This window comes from Allobosea minatitlanensis (assembly GCF_964020775.1).
In genome coordinates, this window is the sequence record NZ_OZ224509.1 from 2,386,447 (window position 1) to 2,402,137 (window position 15,691).

Below are 15,691 nucleotides of genomic sequence, written 5' to 3' on the forward strand. Positions count from 1 at the left end.
GATGGGGCGGGGACGTTTCATCACCCTCGAGGGCGGCGAGGGCGCCGGCAAATCGACGCTGGCGCGCGCCCTGTCGCAGCGCTTGCGCGAGGCCGGCGCGAGCGTCGTCACGACGCGCGAGCCCGGCGGCTCCGCGAAGGCGGAAGCCATCCGCGAGGCGATCCTGGCCGGGCGCATCAAGGAATACGGCGCCTTCGCCGAGGCACTGATGTTCTCGGCGGCACGCATCGACCATATCGACCGCCTGATCCGCCCGGCGCTGGCGCAGGACAACTGGGTGATCTGCGACCGCTTCATCGATTCGACGCGGGTCTATCAGGGCGTGCTCGGCGAGATCGAGGCGAAGCTGCTCGCCGAACTCGAGCAGGTCACCATCGACGGTCTGATGCCGGAATTGACGCTGATCCTCGATCTCGACCCGGAAATTGGCCTCGCCCGTGCCGCCGGGCGCCGCAGCCCCGGCGAGAGCGTCGACCGCTTCGAGAGCGAGACGCTCGCCTTTCATCGCAGGCTGCGCGAGGCTTATCTGGAGATCGCGCGGCAGGAGCCGCAGCGCTGCGCCGTGCTCGATGCCGGCCTGCCGCCCGCCGCGCTGGCGGATGCGGCCTGGGCCGTGCTGAGCGAGCGCCTGACGACGAGACAGGGATCCTGATGCGCCAGACGAGCGACGAACCCGACCGGCTGCCCATCGCCCCGCATCCGCGCGAGACGCTGGCGCTGATCGGCCATGCCGCGCAGGAGCGCGCCTTCCTCGACGCGCTGCGCGGCGGGCGGATGCACCATGCCTGGCTGCTCGGCGGGCCGGAAGGCATCGGCAAGGCGAGCTTCGCCTACCGGGCCGCGCGCTTCATGCTGGCGGCGGGTGATCCGTCGGAGCGGGCCGGGCGCTGCGACAGCCTCGCCATGGCGGAAAGCGATCCGGCGACGCGGCGCGTCATGGCCCGCTCGCACCCCGACCTCCACCTCCTGCGCCGCAGCCTGAAGCCCGACGGCAAGAGCTACACCGGCAACATCCCGGTCGACGCGGCGCGGCGCGTCATCGACCGCTTCGGCGCCAGCGCCGCGGAGGGCGGCTGGCGCGTCTGCATCGTCGACTCGGCCGAGGATATGGACCGGCCGACGGCGAATGCGCTGCTGAAGCTGCTGGAGGAGCCGCCGCCGCGGGCCCTGTTCCTGATCGTCGCCCATGCGCCGGGCCGGCTGCTGCCGACGATCCGCTCGCGCTGCCGGCTGTTGAGCTTCGAGCCGCTTTCGGCCGCGGACGTCGTCGAGGCCGGGCGCATGGCCTTGCAGCGCATGGAGACCCCCTTCGACGAATCCGCGCTGCTGCGTGCCGCCTCGCTGGCCGAGGGCTCGGTGAAGCGGGCGCTGAGCTATGTCGATCCCGAGACGCTGGCTCTGGTCGAGGCGGTGCGGGCGCGGCTCGACGCCCTGCCGCAGGTCGATCTCAACGCCTTGCTGGCGCTGGCCGAGGATGTCGCGGGCAAGGCCGGCGAGCGCGACTTCGCCGTGATGATCGAGACCGTGCAGGGCTGGCTTTCCGACCATCTCCACGCGCATGCTGCGGCGCAACCGGCGCGCCTTGCACCGCTGGCGGAGGTATGGGAAAAGCTGGAACGTTCGGCGCGCGAGGTCGAGACCTATAATCTCGACCGCCGTCCGCTGGTGATCTCGATGTTTCATGATCTGTCGGCTGCGGTTTCCCGCTCGCGCGCAGCGTGAAGCGAAGCTCTCGGACAGATGATGGCCACGGCCCCGAAATTCTACCTGACGACCGCGATCCATTACACCAACGGACCGCCGCATATCGGCCACGCTTATGAGATGGTGGCTGCCGATGCGATCGCGCGCTTCAAGCGCCTGGACGGCTACGACGTCTTCGCCATGACCGGCACCGACGAGCACGGCCAGAAGGTCGCGCGCACCGCGGCCCAGAATGGCCTTTCGCCGAAGGAGTTCGTCGACAAGATCGCCGGGCGCTTCCAGGAGATGGAACAGGCGCTCGGCTGTTCCTTCGACCGCTTCATCCGCACCACCGACCCCGACCACCTGCCGTCGACGCATGAGCTCTGGCGCCGGATGGAGGCCAATGGCGACATCTATCTCGCCAAATATTCCGGCTGGTATTCGGTTCGGGACGAGGCCTTCTACGGCGAGGAGGAGACGACCCTCCAGCCCGACGGCACGCGGCTGGGCGGGCAGGGCACCCCGGTCGAATGGGTCGAGGAGGAGAGCTATTTCTTCCGCCTCGCCAAGTACCAGGACGCGCTGCTGAAGCTCTACGAGGACGTCCCCGACTTCATCTCGCCGGAGACCCGCCGCAACGAGATCGTCTCCTTCGTCAAAGGCGGGCTGGAAGACCTCTCGATCAGCCGCACGACCTTCGACTGGGGCCTGCCCGTCCCGGGCGACCCGAAGCATGTGATGTATGTCTGGGTCGACGCGCTCAACAACTACCTGACCGGAACGGGCTTCCCCGATCCGGCGAGCCCGCGTGCGCATTACTGGCCGGCCAACGTCCACATCATCGGCAAGGACATCGTGCGCTTCCACGCGGTCTACTGGCCGGCCTTCCTGATGTCGGCCGGGCTGCCGCTGCCCAGGCGCGTCTTCGGCCACGGCTTCCTGCTCAACAAGGGCACGAAGATGTCGAAGTCGCTCGGCAATGTGGTCGATCCCTTCGACCTTGCCGCGAGCTATGGCGTCGACCAGCTCCGCTATTTCTTCCTGCGCGAGGTCTCCTTCGGCCAGGACGGCAACTACAGCCACGACGCCATCGTCGGGCGGATCAATGCCGATCTCGCCAACGATCTCGGCAATCTGGCGCAGCGCTCGCTCTCGATGATCGCCAAGAACTGCGAGGGCAGGGTGCCGCCCTGCGGCGCGCTGACCGAGGCGGACGAGGCGATGCTCGCTCTGGCCGACGGCGCGCTCGAAAAGGCGCGCGCGGCGATGCAGGATTTCGCGCTCCATACGGTGCTGGCCGAGATCTGGGCGGTGGTGGCGGAGGCCAATCGCTATTTCGCCGGCAACGAACCCTGGCGCCTGACCAAGACCGATCCGGCGCGGCGCGACACGGTGCTCTCCATCACCATCGAGGTGATCCGGCAGGTCGCGATCCTGGTGCAGCCGGTGATGCCGGCCGCGGCCGGCAAGCTGCTCGACCTGCTCGCGGTCGCTCCCGAGGCGCGCAGCTTCGCTTCGCTCGGGAAGGCCGGGCGCCTGGCGAGCGGCACGACGCTGCCGGCGCCGAGCGCGGTCTTCCCGCGCTATGTCGAGCCCGAGGACGGCCAGGCTGCGTGATGCTGATCGATACGCATTGCCATCTCGACTTCCCGGATTTCGCCGAAGACCTGCCGGCGTATGTCGCGCGGGCCGAGGCTGCCGGTGTCGGCCGGATGGTGACGATCTCGACGCGGGTGGCGCGCTTCGCGGACTATGCGGGAATCGCGGAGCGCTTTCCGTCGGTCTGGTGCTCGGTTGGCACCCATCCGCATCAGGCGCATGAGGAGCTCGACGTCACCGCCGGGCAGCTCGTCGCATTGTCGCGCCATCCGCGCTGCGTCGCCATCGGCGAGGCCGGGCTCGACTACCATTACGATTCCAGCCCGCGCGACGCGCAGGCCCGGGGGCTGCGCACCCACATCGCCGCGGCCCGGGAGACGGGGCTGCCGCTCGTCATCCACGCCCGCGAGGCCGATGACGACATGGCGGCGATCCTGCGCGAGGAGATGGGGAAGGGCGCCTTCTCCGCCATCCTGCACTGCTTCACGGCGGGAGAGGCCCTGGCGATGACGGGGGTCGATCTCGGCCTCTACATCTCCTTTTCCGGCATCCTGACCTTCAAGACCTCGGAGAATCTGCGCCGCATCGCCCGCATGGTCCCGCGCGAGCGCCTGCTGGTCGAGACCGACGCGCCCTATCTCGCGCCAGTACCGTTCAGAGGCAAGCGCAACGAACCGTCCTATGTCGTTGAGACAGCGAAGGTTCTGGCCGAGACGACCGGCGTCGGTTTCGACGAGGTCGCGCGGATCACGACGGAGAATGCGCGGCGCTGCTACTGGAAGATGGACCATGCCGCGCCCCTGGCGCAGCGCGCCTGATCCGGCGATGGCGCTGACGGTCACGATCCTCGGCTGCGGCTCCTCCGGCGGCGTGCCGCGGCCGGGCTCCGGCTGGGGCGCCTGCGATCCGGCCGATCCGAAGAACCGGCGCCGGCGCTGCTCGATCCTGCTCGAGCGTTCCGGCCCCGACGGCGCCACGCGCGTTCTGGTCGACACCTCGCCGGATCTGCGCGAGCAACTGCTCGCGGCCGAGGTCCCGGCGCTGGACGGCGTGCTGATGACGCATGACCATGCCGACCACACCCACGGCATCGACGATCTGCGCGCGCTGGTCCTGCATATGCGCCGGCGCATCCGGATCTATGCCGACAAGACGACGCAGGCCTCGCTGCGGACGCGCTTCGGCTATCTCTTCGAGACGCCGCCCGGAAGCTATTATCCGCCGATCCTGGACATGGACGAGATCGGTTCCGGGCATAGCCAGACCATCGAAGGCTCCGGCGGGCCGATCGAGGCCATGCCGTTCCGCGTCGAGCACGGCCCGAATTACGAGGCGCTCGGCTTCCGCTTCGGCGATCTGGCCTATCTGCCGGATGTCAGCCTGATCCCGCCGGCTGCGATGGAAGCCATGGCGGATCTGGAGGTGCTGATTCTCGACTGCCTGCGCGAGACCCCGCATCCGAGCCATTTCCACCTGGCGCAGTCGCTCGAGACGATCCGGGTCCTGAAGCCGCGGCGCGCGATCCTGACCAACCTCCATGTCGATCTCGATCATGCCAGCCTTTCCAGCCGCTTGCCGGACGGTGTCGAAGTCGCGTTCGATGGCATGAGGATCGCCGCGGGCTGAGCCCGGCTTGTCGCCATCGTCCTCGTTGACGCATATCAATGCCGTTCGTTCGAGGCGGGAGAAGGGTGAGCCATGGAACGGAAGCATCTCACGAACATCTGCCGCGCCGCCGGCCCGGCGATGCCTGGAGCGGCCCGCCGCCGGCAGCCGGGAGCCGCGGCATGAGCGAGCCGCTTCTCGTCACCTTCAACGCGGGCTCCTCGACAGTGAAGATCGGCCTGTTCGCGCTGGGCGGGCAGGGGCCGCGGCGGATCGGCAAGGGTGTGATCGATTTCCGCGAGCCGCCCTTGCGCTTCCGGCTGATCGAGGGGCCGGACACCTTCGACATCGCCCTTGAGGCCGGGCCCGACGCTGCGCTCGACGCGGTCCTGGCCGAGGCCTTCCGGCGGCTGTCCTGGCATTTCGACCTCGACAGCGTCGTCGCGATGGGCCACCGCATCGTGCATGGCGGCGACCGCTATGCCGGCCCGGTGCTGATCGACGATGCGGCGCTCGCCGCCATCGAGGCGCTGGTGCCGCTGGCGCCGCTGCATCAGCCGCAAGGCCTCGGCCTGATCCGCGCCATCCGCCGGCTGCGCCCGGAGCTGCCGCAAACGGCGTCGTTCGACACGGCGTTCCACCGAACCCATGCCGATGTCGTGCGCCGCTTCGCCATTCCGCGCGCGATGCATGATGAAGGCATCAAGCGTTACGGCTTTCACGGGCTGTCCTACCGCTACATCGCCGGCGAGTTGGCGCGCCGCGAGCCGGCGCTTGCCAAGGGCCGGGTCGTGGTCGCGCATCTCGGCAGCGGCGCCAGCCTCTGCGGGCTGGAAAACGGCGTCAGCCGCGACACCTCGATGGGCTTCTCGGCGCTCGACGGCATTCCGATGGCGACGCGCTGCGGAGCGCTCGACCCCGGCGTGCTGCTGCATCTGCTCGGCCAGGGCGGCTACGACGCGGCGCGACTGGAGGACCTGCTCTACCGCCGCAGCGGCCTGCTGGGCGTGTCCGGCATCAGCGCCGACAGCCGCGATCTGCTCGACAGCGACAGGCCCGAGGCGCGAGAGGCACTGGATCTGTTCTGCTTCCGCATCGCGGGCGAAATCGCCCGGCTCGCGGCGACGCTGGGCGGGCTCGACGCCGTCGTCTTCACGGCCGGCATCGGCGAGCATCAGCCGCCGATCCGCGCGGCCGTGGCGTCACGGCTGGCATGGCTCGGCCTCGCGCTGGACGAGAGCGCCAACGCCGCCAATGCCGTGCGGATCAGCCGGAGCGATGCCCGCATCGCCGCCTTCGCGATCCCGACCGACGAGGAAGCTGTCATCGCCGAGGACGCGCTCGCCTTGGTCGAGCTGGCCGAACCGGCGGCCTGAGCCGCGCACAGGAACTGCGCCCAGGCGCGAAGCGCCGCGGACTGCGCCGGCAGTCCGCGGGCACTGGCGCGGCGTGGCTTGAATCCACCTCAATCCGCGATTCGTTTCGGCTCCGGCCCATCATCCTGCGAAGTGCCGTGCCGATGTTTGGGCATCTGGTCCCGGCCGGATTTTACCGACATGTTGGGGGGCGGCACGCTCGCGGCGGAAGCCGGAAGGACAGCTCCGAGACGGGTTCGGGGTCCGGATCCCGGTGCCGTCGCGAGTTCTCGACGACGGCCTTCGCTCGCGGAGGCCTCGCATGACCCGCCGCTGCGGAAAGGCGATTGATGAAAGCGCTTCTGGACAGTCGGGGCATCGAAAAGCTGATCGGTGCGATGACATTGAAGGAGAAGCTCGGACAGCTCACCATGCTGAGCGGCGAGCTGGTCCAGACGGGGCCCGCCTCCGCCCCGGTCACCTCCGCAGCCATCCAGAACGGCGAGGTCGGCAGCCTCCTGAACCTGGTCGGGCCGGACCGGATCCGCGATGCGCAGCGGCATGCCGTCGAGGGCTCGCGCCTCGGGATCCCGCTCTTCTTCTCGCTGGATGTTCTTCATGGGCTGCGGACGATGTTCCCCATTCCCTTCGGGGAGTCGGCGGCCCTCGACCCGGCGCTGTGGGAAGCCACCGCCAGGGTCGCGGCAGAAGAATGCGCCGTCGAAGGCATCGACCTCACCTTTGCGCCGATGATCGACATCGCGCGGGACCCGCGCTGGGGGCGCACGCTCGAAGGGCCCGGCGAGGATCCTCTCGTCGGCCAACGGCTCGCCAGGGCGAAGGTGCGCGGCTATCAGACCGCCAGCCTCGCTTCGGCCACGGCAATCGCAGCGACCGCCAAGCATTTCGCCGGTTACGGAGCCGTCCAGGCGGGGCGGGAATATGCCTCGGTCGACATGTCGGAGCGGCTGCTGCACGAAGTCTATCTGCCGCCGTTCAAGGCGGCCGTCGAGGCCGGCGTGGCCTGTATCATGCCGGCCTTCATCGACCTCAACGGCACGCCGATGTCGATCAACAGGCGGCTCCTGCGCGGGCTGGTTCGCGAGCGCTGGGGTTTTGACGGGGTGATGGTCAGCGACTGGAGCTCCGTCGCCGAGCTGCTGGTGCACGGCGTCGCGGCCGATCCCGCCGAGGCCGCGGCGCTTGCGCTGAACGCCGGCGTCGACATCGACATGATGGGCAAGGGCGCCTACTATGACGGCCTGCCGGAGGCGCTCGATCGCGGCCTCGTCGAGATGGCCACCATCGACCAGGCGGTGCGGCGCGTGCTGCTGCTCAAGCTGCGGCTCGGCCTGTTCGACGATCCTTATCGCCGCTGCGGTTCGCCGGAAGCCGTCGCGGCCGTCAAGGCCCAGCCCGCGAGGCGCGCGCTGGCGCGAGAGGCGGCACGCAAGTCGATGGTGCTGCTGACCCATGCCGAGGGCACGCTGCCGCTCAGGAAGAGCCTGACGTCGCTCTCGATCGTCGGTCCTTTCGGCCAGATCGTCGGGGGCAACTCGGAACCGGACGCCGCCGCGCGCATTGCCGAGCTGGTCGACCGGTTCAAGTCGGCCTTTCCCGGGGCCACGATCTCGGCTGCGACCGGAAGCGCCGTCGAGCAGGCGAGCGAGAGGGGGCTCGCAGCGGCGCTGCGAGACGCGCGGCAGAGCGAGGTGATCGTGCTTAGCGTCGGCGAAAGGGTCGATATGGCGGGCGAGGCGAGCAGCCGCGCCTGTCCCGGGCTGCCCCAGGCCCAGCAGGACCTGGCGCGCGCGATGCTGGAAACGGGTAAGCCGGTCGTCGTCCTGCTGTTCTCGGGGCGGCCGCTGATCCTGCCGGATTGGCTGGCGGAGCGCGCCAGGGCGATCCTCGCCGTCTGGCATCCGGGCTCCGAGGGCGCCGGCGCCATCGTCGACGTTCTGAGCGGGGCGTATAACCCGAGCGGCAGGCTCACAATGTCGTGGCCGGCCGATGTCGGCCAGATCCCGATCTTTTTCGCAGAACGCCCGACGGGGCGCCCGCGGCTGGAGGAGGAGCATTTTTCCAGCAAGTACCTCGATGTTCCGAACGAGCCCCGCTTCCCGTTCGGTCACGGCCTGTCCTACGGCAGCTTCGTCATGACCAATCCGCGCGCGACCAAATGGACGATCGGCGCGGAGGAGACCACCGAGATCCTGGTCGACGTCAGCAATACCGGGCCGATGGCCGGGGAGCACACCGTGTTCCTGTTCATCCGGGACCTCGTCTCATCGATCACCCGGCCTGCGCTCGAGCTGAAGGACTTCGCCAAGGTCGCGCTTGCGCCGGGCGAGATGAAGACGATGCGCTTCACCCTCTCGCCCGACCAGCTCAGCTTTCTCGGTCCCGATCTCGAGCCGGTGCTGGAGCCGGGCGCCTTCGAAATCCTGGTCGGGCCGAGCGCCGATCCGGCGCGGCTGCAGACGCTTGAGCTGCGGGTACGCCCGGCTTCGATCAGGACAGCACGGGCCCCTCGATGAGCAACAGGCGGCCTGACGCATGAACGCCGCGCCGCCCTCAGGCACTCCGATGGATGATCCCTCCGCGCGGCCTGCGGCGGCTTCTATGCTGGACGTTCCGGCGAGCGGCGTCCTGCGCCAGCTCTGGATCCTGATCAAGGCGATGCGCTCGTCGCCACGGCGCGACGCCCTGCTGTTCCTGCCGGTCGGCAGCGTCATCGTCATCGCGACCAACGCGGTGTTCCAGATCCGGCTGAACAACTGGCAGGGCGCGCTCTACGACGCCCTCCAGAACCGCGACATTGGCGCTTTCGGCCACCAGCTCCTGGTGTTCCTGATGCTCATCGCCGTCCTGCTGCTGCTCGTCGTGGCCCAGACCTGGCTCACGGAGGTCGGCAAGGTCCGGCTAAGGGGCTGGCTGACGCGGGACCTGCTCGACGAATGGCTGAAGCCCAAGCGGGCCTATCTGCTCGCCTTCGCCGGCGAAGCCGGCGTCAACCCGGACCAGCGCCTCCACGAGGACGCCCGGCACCTGACCGAGCTCTCGGTCGATCTCGGCAACGGCCTGCTGCAGGCCTCGCTGATGCTGCTGAGCTTCATCGGGGTGCTCTGGATTCTCTCGGAGCAGGTGGTCTTCAATTTCGGGCATGGCAACGTCAGCATCCCCGGCTACATGGTCTGGTGCGCGATCGCCTATGCGGCCATCGGGTCCTGGCTGGCATGGCGCGTCGGCCGGCCGCTGATCGCTCTGAACGCCGAGCGCTACGCGCGCGAGGCGGATTTCCGGGTCTCCCTGATCCGGGTCGCCGAGCGATCGGAAGCCATCGTGCTCTATCAGGGCGAAAGCGACGAGCGCCGCCATCTCGACGAGACCTTCCACAAGGTCCAGCGCCTGGCGCGCCAGCTCGCCAGCGGCATCGTCTCGCTGACCTGGGTCACCTCCGGCCATGGCTGGCTCGCCATGGCGGCACCCTTTCTCATCGCATCGCCCGGCTATTTCGGCGGCCAGCTCTCGCTCGGCTCCCTGATGATCGCGGTCGGCGCGTTCAACCAGGTCCAGTACGCCCTGCGCTGGTTCGTCGACAACTTCTCGAAAATCGCGGATTGGCGGGCGACGCTGCTGCGGATCATGGCCCTGCGCGACAGGCTTCAGCATATCGAGCAGCTCCATGGCGACCAGCATCGGATCACCTTCTACGAAACGCCGGACGGCTCGCTGATCCTGGAGGATGTGGAGGCCTATCTTCCCGGATCGCTGGTTGAGTGCGCTGCGCCGGAAGATCGCAAGATCGTGCTGAAAGCGGGCGAGCATGTCCTGATCGCGGGGGACAGCGCGGCGGCCAAGACGACGATGTTCATGAGCCTGGCCGGTCTGTGGCCCTGGGGGGACGGCCGCATCGGCCTGCCGCCGCGGGCGGAGATGCTGTTCCTGCCGGAGCGCCCGTATTTTCCGATCGGCACGTTGAGGGTTGCCCTTGCCTATCCGGCCGGCCCGCTCGACCATAAGGACGAGCATTATGCGGAGGCGCTCCGCTCGGTCGGCCTCGACCGCTTCGTGGAGGATCTCGACCGCGAGATCGACTGGGACAGGCGCCTGTCGCTGGAGGAGCAGCAGACCCTCGGTTTCGCCCGCGTCTTCCTGCACGCGCCGCGCTGGGTCTTTCTCAACGATTCGCTGGGAGCGGTGTCCGAGAAACGCCGCGCTGCGCTGATGGCGGCCTTCGCGGCAAAGCTCGGCCAATGCACCATCGTCAGCACCGACAGCGATATCGGCCATCACTTCTTCCAGCGGACGATCCATCTCAGGCACGCCCGCCGCCGAGAGGCCGGGGCGGGGGAGCCGATCCCGGAACGAGACTGAACGCAGCCGGCGTGGGACAGGCGGCAGCGATAGCGCTTGCAGTCGAAGGGGATCGAGGAATTTGCGGCGATCCTTGTTCGGGATGGCCGGTGGCGTTGGACGAGGTCCTGGCGAACGGGTTGCTGTCGCAAGTCTTGTCGGCCAGGAGCCTTGTCGGTCAGGAGCTGTTCGCTGGCGGGAGCCGCACGAGCATGACGGACGGCATCTTGATGCCGGCGGCCTGGCAGGGCGTGAGCACGGCGATGAAGCCGCTGCCATCGCCGCAACAGGCGAAGCGACGGCTAATTCGTAGTCGGCTCGGAGACTGAAAAGACGGCCCGGCGTCAATTGCAGCACAAGCGAAGCTGCGTGTTTGTTCCATAATATGTCTTATGCGAATCGAATCGAAGCCGACCCGGCCTCCCTGCGCTTTGCCTGTTGCGGTCGCCACCGGCCTTCTCCGTCTTTCGATGTTCTTGCCAAGACCCCGCCGACGCGGCCCCATAGGGAGGCTACGGCGCCTCGCGCAAGACGAGCATGGCTCAGCGGCCGACAAGAGCCGCCATTTTCGGGAGAGAAACCAGAGATGACAACGAGACGACATCTGATCATCGCGGCCGCGGCGGTTTCGCTGGGCGGACTGGCGGCGCCGGCGCTGGCCCAGACATGGCCGGCCCGCCCGATCACCTTCATCGTGCCCTTCCCGGCCGGCGGCGGCACGGACGCCTTCGCCCGGCCCCTGGCGGCACAGCTCGACCAGCAGCTCGGCCAGCGCATCGTCATCGAGAACCGCGGCGGCGCCGGCGGCACGGTCGGGGCCTCGGCGGCGGCCAAGGCGGCGCCAGACGGCTACACCTTCTTCGTCGGCGCCGCCCATCATGCGATCGCGCCGGCGCTCTATCCCAGGCTCGACTACGACATCCAGAAGGATTTCATCCCGATCGCGGTCATCGCCCAGCCGCCGCAGGTCATCGTCGTGCATCCGGGCAAGGTGCAGGCGAAGACGGTCGCCGAGCTGGTCGACTATGCCCGCAAGAACCCGGAAAAGCTCAACTACGCCTCGGCCGGCAACGGCACGACGCACCACCTCGCCGGCGAGCTCTTCCAGATCTCGACCAGGACCAGGCTGACCCATGTGCCCTATCGCGGCGCCGGCCCGGCCCTGCAGGATACGGTCGCGGGCCAGGTCGACCTGCTCTTCGACGGGCTCGGCTCCTCGGCCGCGCAGATCCAGAGCGGCGCGCTGCGGGCGCTGGCGGTCGCAGCGCCCTCCCGCTCGGAAGCCGTGCCGGATGTGCCGACGGCCAAGGAGGCCGGGCTCGAGGGCTTCGAGGTCTCGACCTGGTACGCGCTCTGGGTGCCCAAGGGCACGCCTCCGGAGATCGTGACCCGGATGCGCGACGAGGTGCAGAAGGCCCTCAAGACGCCCACCATCGAGGCCGCCTGGAAGAAGAACGGCTCGCCGATGCCGACCCTGGCAGGCGACGATTTCGGCAAGTTCATCACCGCCGAGGTCGAGCGCTGGGGCAAGGTCGTCAAGGAGGCGCAGGTCAAGCTGGAATGAGACCGGCGGTTTGCAGCGCCCCTTCCCACTGCCGCATCGCCCTGGCCGAGGCCGTCGATCCGTGAGAGGTCGCGCATGAGGAGGCTCGCCATCATCGGCCTGGCGGTTGCACTGGCCGGCTTTGCCGCGCTGGTGGCGGTGAGCGTCCTTACCGATTTCGCGACCGTTCCCTGTCAGGACGGGATGTGGGATGCGGCAAGGAAGCGTTGCATTCCGACCTGAGATCAGGCCGCGCCGCCATCCGCATCATCGTCTCCCGCACCGTCGATGACGGCACGGGCGACCGCGATCGAGAAGCCGGCGCGGGCCAATGCGGCGAGGTCCTTCTGGCGGTTCGCGGCCCGGTCGCCACGCGACCATGGGCCGAGCCGCTTGCGCCGCGCGGTTGTCCGGGCGGCGGCCATCTCCTCCTCGTCCCCGGAGGTGCTGGCCCGTTCCGCAAGCTCGCGACCGACCCCCTTCGCGGCGAGCGAGGCGGCGACGGCCCGCGCCGAACGGCCCCGGCGGCGAAGCGTTGCAGCCCTCGCCTCGGCGAAGCGCTCGTCGTCAACCAGCCCGGAAGAAACACAACGCGCCACGACATCGTCGAGCGCGGTTATGTGCAGGGCCGGGTGTTCGCCGTGATGGCGGCAGCTCAGGGCGATCTTGCGCGCGAGCACCCGGCGCAACTGCGCTGCCGGAGCGGAATAACGCTCGAGATAATGCATCGCGGCGCGCTGGAGATAGTCGGGCGTGATCCGCCGCGGTGCCCGGGCGGGGCGCGCGCCCCGCCCTCGCCTGTCGCCTTGCTCCGCCATGTCAGTCGGCGATCGGCTTCTGCCGGCCGGCCTTGACGCCGGAGCGCTTCTCCTTGGAGGCCAGCCGGCGCTCCTTCGAGGCCTTGGTCGGTTTCGTCGCGCGCCGGACCTGCGGGCGTATGGCGGCGGCCCGGATCAGCTCGAGCAGCCGCTCGACCGCCTCCTCGCGGTTGCGCTTCTGGCTGCGCTGCGCCTGGGCGACGATGACGATGACGCCGTCCTGAGTCAGCCGGCTGCCGGCGAGCTTCATCAGCCGGATCGCGACCTCGTTGGGCAAGGAGGACGAGCGGCGCGCATCGAAGCGGATCTGCACGGCGCTCGCGACCTTGTTGACGTTCTGCCCGCCGGGGCCGGAGGCGCGCACGAAGCTTTCCTCGATCTCGCTCTCGTCGATCGCGATGGAGGGGGTGACTTGAATCATGGGGAGAGGCTACTTCAGTTCGCGAAGAGTTGCAGCGGAGACGTGCCTGCCTTGAAGCCTTCTCGTGACATCGCCCGGCTGATCGGGATCATGGCGGCGCTGCGCACCCCCGGAACGGGCTGCCCCTGGGACCTGGACCAGGATTTCGCCTCGATCGCGCCCTACACGGTGGAGGAGGCCTATGAGGTCGCCGACGCCATCGCGCGCGGCGACAAGGCGGATCTCAGGGACGAGCTCGGGGACCTGCTGCTGCAGGTCGTGTTCCATGCCCGCATGGCCGAGGAGGAAGGCTCCTTCGCCTTTCCCGACGTCGTCGAGGCGATCACCACGAAGCTGATCCGCCGCCATCCGCACGTCTTCGGCGATGCGCGCGACCTGTCGCCGGCCGAGGTCAAGGCGCTCTGGCACCGGATCAAGGCCGAGGAGAAGGCGGACAGGGCCGCGGCCCGCGCCGCGGCCGGCCTGCCGCCGCGCGAGGAGGAAGAGGGCGTCCTCGCCGGCGTGCCGCATGGCATGCCCGCCCTCACCCGCGCCTGGAAGCTGCAGGCCCGCGCCTCCACCGTCGGCTTCGACTGGAACGACGCGCGGCTGGTGCTCGACAAGATTCGCGAGGAGATCGGCGAGGTCGAGGAGGCGCTCGACGGCGGCGACAAGGCTCAGATCCACGAGGAGATCGGCGACCTGCTCTTCGCCGTCGCCAACCTCGCCCGCCACGCCGACGCCGACCCGGAAGGCTGCCTCGCCGCCGCCAACGCCAAGTTCGAGCGCCGATTCAGGGGCATCGAGGCCGCGCTGGAGGCCGAGGGCCGGACGGCGAAGGAAGCGAGCCTCGACGAAATGGAAGCGCTCTGGCAGGCGGCGAAGCAGGCCGAGAAGCTGAGCAAGTGAACCTCATTGCGAGCCGCTTCGCTCCTCGCAATGACGGTTTTGATTTATGGCTGCCGCTGAGCCTGCGGGAAACGGGCGGTGAACGCCCCTTCCCGCTCCGGCGGCAGGCGCACTGTCAGCTTCAGCCCGCCCTCGGCATCGTCCTCGCGCGCAAGGATCTCGCCATTGGCATGCAGCCAGGCGAGCGACTTGCCGTCGCCCGCTTCCAGCGCGAGGTCGTAGACCGGCCGGCGCTGCGCGATGCGGCTCTCGATGGCGGCGGTCAGCCGGTCCATCCCCTCCCCGGTCAGCGCCGAGACCAGCACAGGGCGCGCGCCCTCGGGCCGGTGTGCCGCCACCTCGAGCTGGCGGGCGCGTTCGTCGGCGTCGAGCAGGTCGGCCTTGTTCCAGACCTCGACCACGCGCTGGCCGTCATCGGGGTTGATGCCGAGGTCGCGCAGGATCGCCTGCACATCGGCGGCCTGCGCCTGGGTGTCCTCATGCGAGACGTCGCGGACATGCAGCAGGACATCGGCCTCGATCGCGTCCTCCAGCGTGGCGCGGAAGGCGGCGACGAGCTGCGTCGGCAGGTCCGAGATGAAGCCGACCGTGTCGGAGAGCATGATCCGCGCGCCGTGAGGCAGCTTGATCGCGCGCGCCGTCGGATCGAGCGTGGCGAAGAGCATGTCCTGCGCCAGAACCTCGGCCGAGGTCAGGCGGTTGAACAGGGTCGACTTTCCCGCATTGGTGTAGCCGACCAGCGCAACGATCGGATAAGGCACGCGTTTCCGGCTGGCGCGATGCAGCGAGCGGGTGCGCTTCACCTGCTCCAGGTCGCGCTCGATCTTGCTCATGCGCTCCTGAATGATGCGCCGGTCCGCCTCGATCTGGGTCTCGCCCGGGCCGCCCAGGAAGCCGAAGCCGCCGCGCTGGCGTTCGAGATGGGTCCAGGACCGCACGAGCCGGCTCTTCTGGTAGTTCAGATGGGCGAGCTCGACCTGGAGCGTGCCTTCCTTGGTGCGGGCGCGCCGGCCGAAGATCTCCAGGATCAGCCCGGTCCGGTCGATCACCTTGCAGCCGAAGGCCTTTTCGAGGTTGCGCTGCTGCACCGGCGAGAGCGCGCAATCCATCACGACGAGGCCGATCTCCTCGGCCTCGATGCGCGCGGCCAGCTCGTCGGCCTTGCCCTTGCCGAGATAGGTGGCCGGGCGCAGGGCCGTGAGCAGCACCTGCACGGACTCGACCACGGCGAGGTCGATCGCGGCGGCCAGGCCGACCGCCTCGTCGAGGCGGGCGGCGAAGGAGCGCTGGTTGGAATCGGGCGCGGCCCCGCGCTTCTGGAGATAGGGGCCCACGACATAGGCACGCGTATTCGCCGCGATCTCGCGTTCGATCTCGTCGAGCGGCTTGGGGCCGGAGACCTTCACGGCCGCCCGTTCGC

At 69.0% G+C, this 15,691-nt stretch carries 14 protein-coding genes; 11 read left to right on the forward strand and 3 right to left on the reverse strand.

Annotation, left to right across the window (positions count from 1 at the left end):
* Nucleotide 1: 1 nt before the first annotated feature.
* The 10 genes from tmk to ACWH43_RS11970 all read left to right on the forward strand — a co-directional run bounded on the left by tmk (nt 2) and on the right by ACWH43_RS11970 (nt 12,387).
* A complete protein-coding gene (gene tmk, locus ACWH43_RS11925) occupies nt 2-652 on the forward strand; it encodes a dTMP kinase (RefSeq protein ID WP_158443901.1) in 651 nt (216 codons plus the stop codon).
* Nucleotides 652-1,722 (forward strand): DNA polymerase III subunit delta', encoded by a 1,071-nt coding sequence (locus ACWH43_RS11930; protein WP_158443900.1) that lies wholly within the window; start codon nt 652-654, stop codon nt 1,720-1,722. Before tmk ends, ACWH43_RS11930 begins: the two co-directional genes overlap by 1 nt.
* A 21-nt stretch (nt 1,723-1,743) precedes the next feature.
* The gene (metG, locus tag ACWH43_RS11935) at nt 1,744-3,303 is read left to right on the forward strand and encodes a methionine--tRNA ligase (RefSeq protein ID WP_448153480.1); all 1,560 of its coding nucleotides are present in this window, start codon (nt 1,744-1,746) and stop codon (nt 3,301-3,303) included.
* Nucleotides 3,303-4,103, forward strand: a complete 801-nt coding sequence (locus ACWH43_RS11940) for a TatD family hydrolase (protein ID WP_260348297.1) — start codon at nt 3,303-3,305, stop codon at nt 4,101-4,103. Before metG ends, ACWH43_RS11940 begins: the two co-directional genes overlap by 1 nt.
* Complete coding sequence (locus ACWH43_RS11945) at nt 4,075-4,911, forward strand: MBL fold metallo-hydrolase (protein ID WP_260348299.1); 837 nt, start codon at nt 4,075-4,077, stop codon at nt 4,909-4,911. Before ACWH43_RS11940 ends, ACWH43_RS11945 begins: the two co-directional genes overlap by 29 nt.
* A 161-nt stretch (nt 4,912-5,072) precedes the next feature.
* Nucleotides 5,073-6,266 (forward strand): acetate/propionate family kinase, encoded by a 1,194-nt coding sequence (locus ACWH43_RS11950; RefSeq protein ID WP_158448122.1) that lies wholly within the window; start codon nt 5,073-5,075, stop codon nt 6,264-6,266.
* A 329-nt stretch (nt 6,267-6,595) separates the two neighbouring features.
* Nucleotides 6,596-8,782 carry a glycoside hydrolase family 3 N-terminal domain-containing protein gene (locus tag ACWH43_RS11955; RefSeq protein WP_158448123.1) on the forward strand — a complete coding sequence of 729 codons (2,187 nt, stop codon included), beginning with the start codon at nt 6,596-6,598 and terminating at the stop codon, nt 8,780-8,782.
* Nucleotides 8,783-8,867: 85 nt separating this feature from the next.
* Nucleotides 8,868-10,622 carry an ABC transporter ATP-binding protein/permease gene (locus ACWH43_RS11960; RefSeq protein WP_260348300.1) on the forward strand — a complete coding sequence of 585 codons (1,755 nt, stop codon included), beginning with the start codon at nt 8,868-8,870 and terminating at the stop codon, nt 10,620-10,622.
* A gap of 565 nt (nt 10,623-11,187) precedes the next feature.
* A complete protein-coding gene (locus ACWH43_RS11965; RefSeq protein WP_158443666.1) occupies nt 11,188-12,165 on the forward strand; it encodes a Bug family tripartite tricarboxylate transporter substrate binding protein in 978 nt (325 codons plus the stop codon).
* Nucleotides 12,166-12,240: 75 nt separating this feature from the next.
* Complete coding sequence (locus tag ACWH43_RS11970) at nt 12,241-12,387, forward strand: hypothetical protein (protein WP_260348301.1); 147 nt, start codon at nt 12,241-12,243, stop codon at nt 12,385-12,387.
* A 2-nt stretch (nt 12,388-12,389) separates the two neighbouring features.
* Here ACWH43_RS11970 and ACWH43_RS11975 read toward each other — a convergent pair whose 3' ends face one another.
* On the reverse strand, nt 12,390-12,962 hold the full coding sequence (locus tag ACWH43_RS11975; protein ID WP_158443665.1) for a regulatory protein RecX: 573 nt from the start codon (nt 12,960-12,962) through the stop codon (nt 12,390-12,392).
* A 1-nt stretch (nt 12,963) separates the two neighbouring features.
* Nucleotides 12,964-13,383 carry an alternative ribosome rescue aminoacyl-tRNA hydrolase ArfB gene (gene arfB / locus ACWH43_RS11980; protein ID WP_158443664.1) on the reverse strand — a complete coding sequence of 140 codons (420 nt, stop codon included), beginning with the start codon at nt 13,381-13,383 and terminating at the stop codon, nt 12,964-12,966.
* Between the two features lie 51 nt (nt 13,384-13,434).
* Between arfB and mazG the strand changes: the two genes are divergently transcribed.
* Nucleotides 13,435-14,271, forward strand: a complete 837-nt coding sequence (gene mazG / locus ACWH43_RS11985; protein WP_158448124.1) for a nucleoside triphosphate pyrophosphohydrolase — start codon at nt 13,435-13,437, stop codon at nt 14,269-14,271.
* A 44-nt stretch (nt 14,272-14,315) separates the two neighbouring features.
* On the opposite strand, the gene hflX is transcribed toward mazG, so the two are convergent.
* Nucleotides 14,316-15,677, reverse strand: coding sequence for a GTPase HflX (hflX, locus tag ACWH43_RS11990; RefSeq protein WP_158445074.1), 1,362 nt, complete (start codon nt 15,675-15,677; stop codon nt 14,316-14,318).
* Between the last annotated feature and the right edge of the window lie 14 nt (nt 15,678-15,691).

Coding starts and splice junctions, on each gene's coding strand:
- tmk (WP_158443901.1), top strand. CDS start 2: ATGGGGCGGGGACGTTTCATCACCCTCGAGGGCGGCGAGGGCGCCGGC.
- ACWH43_RS11930 (WP_158443900.1), top strand. CDS start 652: ATGCGCCAGACGAGCGACGAACCCGACCGGCTGCCCATCGCCCCGCAT.
- metG (WP_448153480.1), top strand. CDS start 1,744: ATGGCCACGGCCCCGAAATTCTACCTGACGACCGCGATCCATTACACC.
- ACWH43_RS11940 (WP_260348297.1), top strand. CDS start 3,303: ATGCTGATCGATACGCATTGCCATCTCGACTTCCCGGATTTCGCCGAA.
- ACWH43_RS11945 (WP_260348299.1), top strand. CDS start 4,075: ATGCCGCGCCCCTGGCGCAGCGCGCCTGATCCGGCGATGGCGCTGACG.
- ACWH43_RS11950 (WP_158448122.1), top strand. CDS start 5,073: ATGAGCGAGCCGCTTCTCGTCACCTTCAACGCGGGCTCCTCGACAGTG.
- ACWH43_RS11955 (WP_158448123.1), top strand. CDS start 6,596: ATGAAAGCGCTTCTGGACAGTCGGGGCATCGAAAAGCTGATCGGTGCG.
- ACWH43_RS11960 (WP_260348300.1), top strand. CDS start 8,868: ATGCTGGACGTTCCGGCGAGCGGCGTCCTGCGCCAGCTCTGGATCCTG.
- ACWH43_RS11965 (WP_158443666.1), top strand. CDS start 11,188: ATGACAACGAGACGACATCTGATCATCGCGGCCGCGGCGGTTTCGCTG.
- ACWH43_RS11970 (WP_260348301.1), top strand. CDS start 12,241: ATGAGGAGGCTCGCCATCATCGGCCTGGCGGTTGCACTGGCCGGCTTT.
- ACWH43_RS11975 (WP_158443665.1), bottom strand. CDS start 12,962: ATGGCGGAGCAAGGCGACAGGCGAGGGCGGGGCGCGCGCCCCGCCCGG.
- arfB (WP_158443664.1), bottom strand. CDS start 13,383: ATGATTCAAGTCACCCCCTCCATCGCGATCGACGAGAGCGAGATCGAG.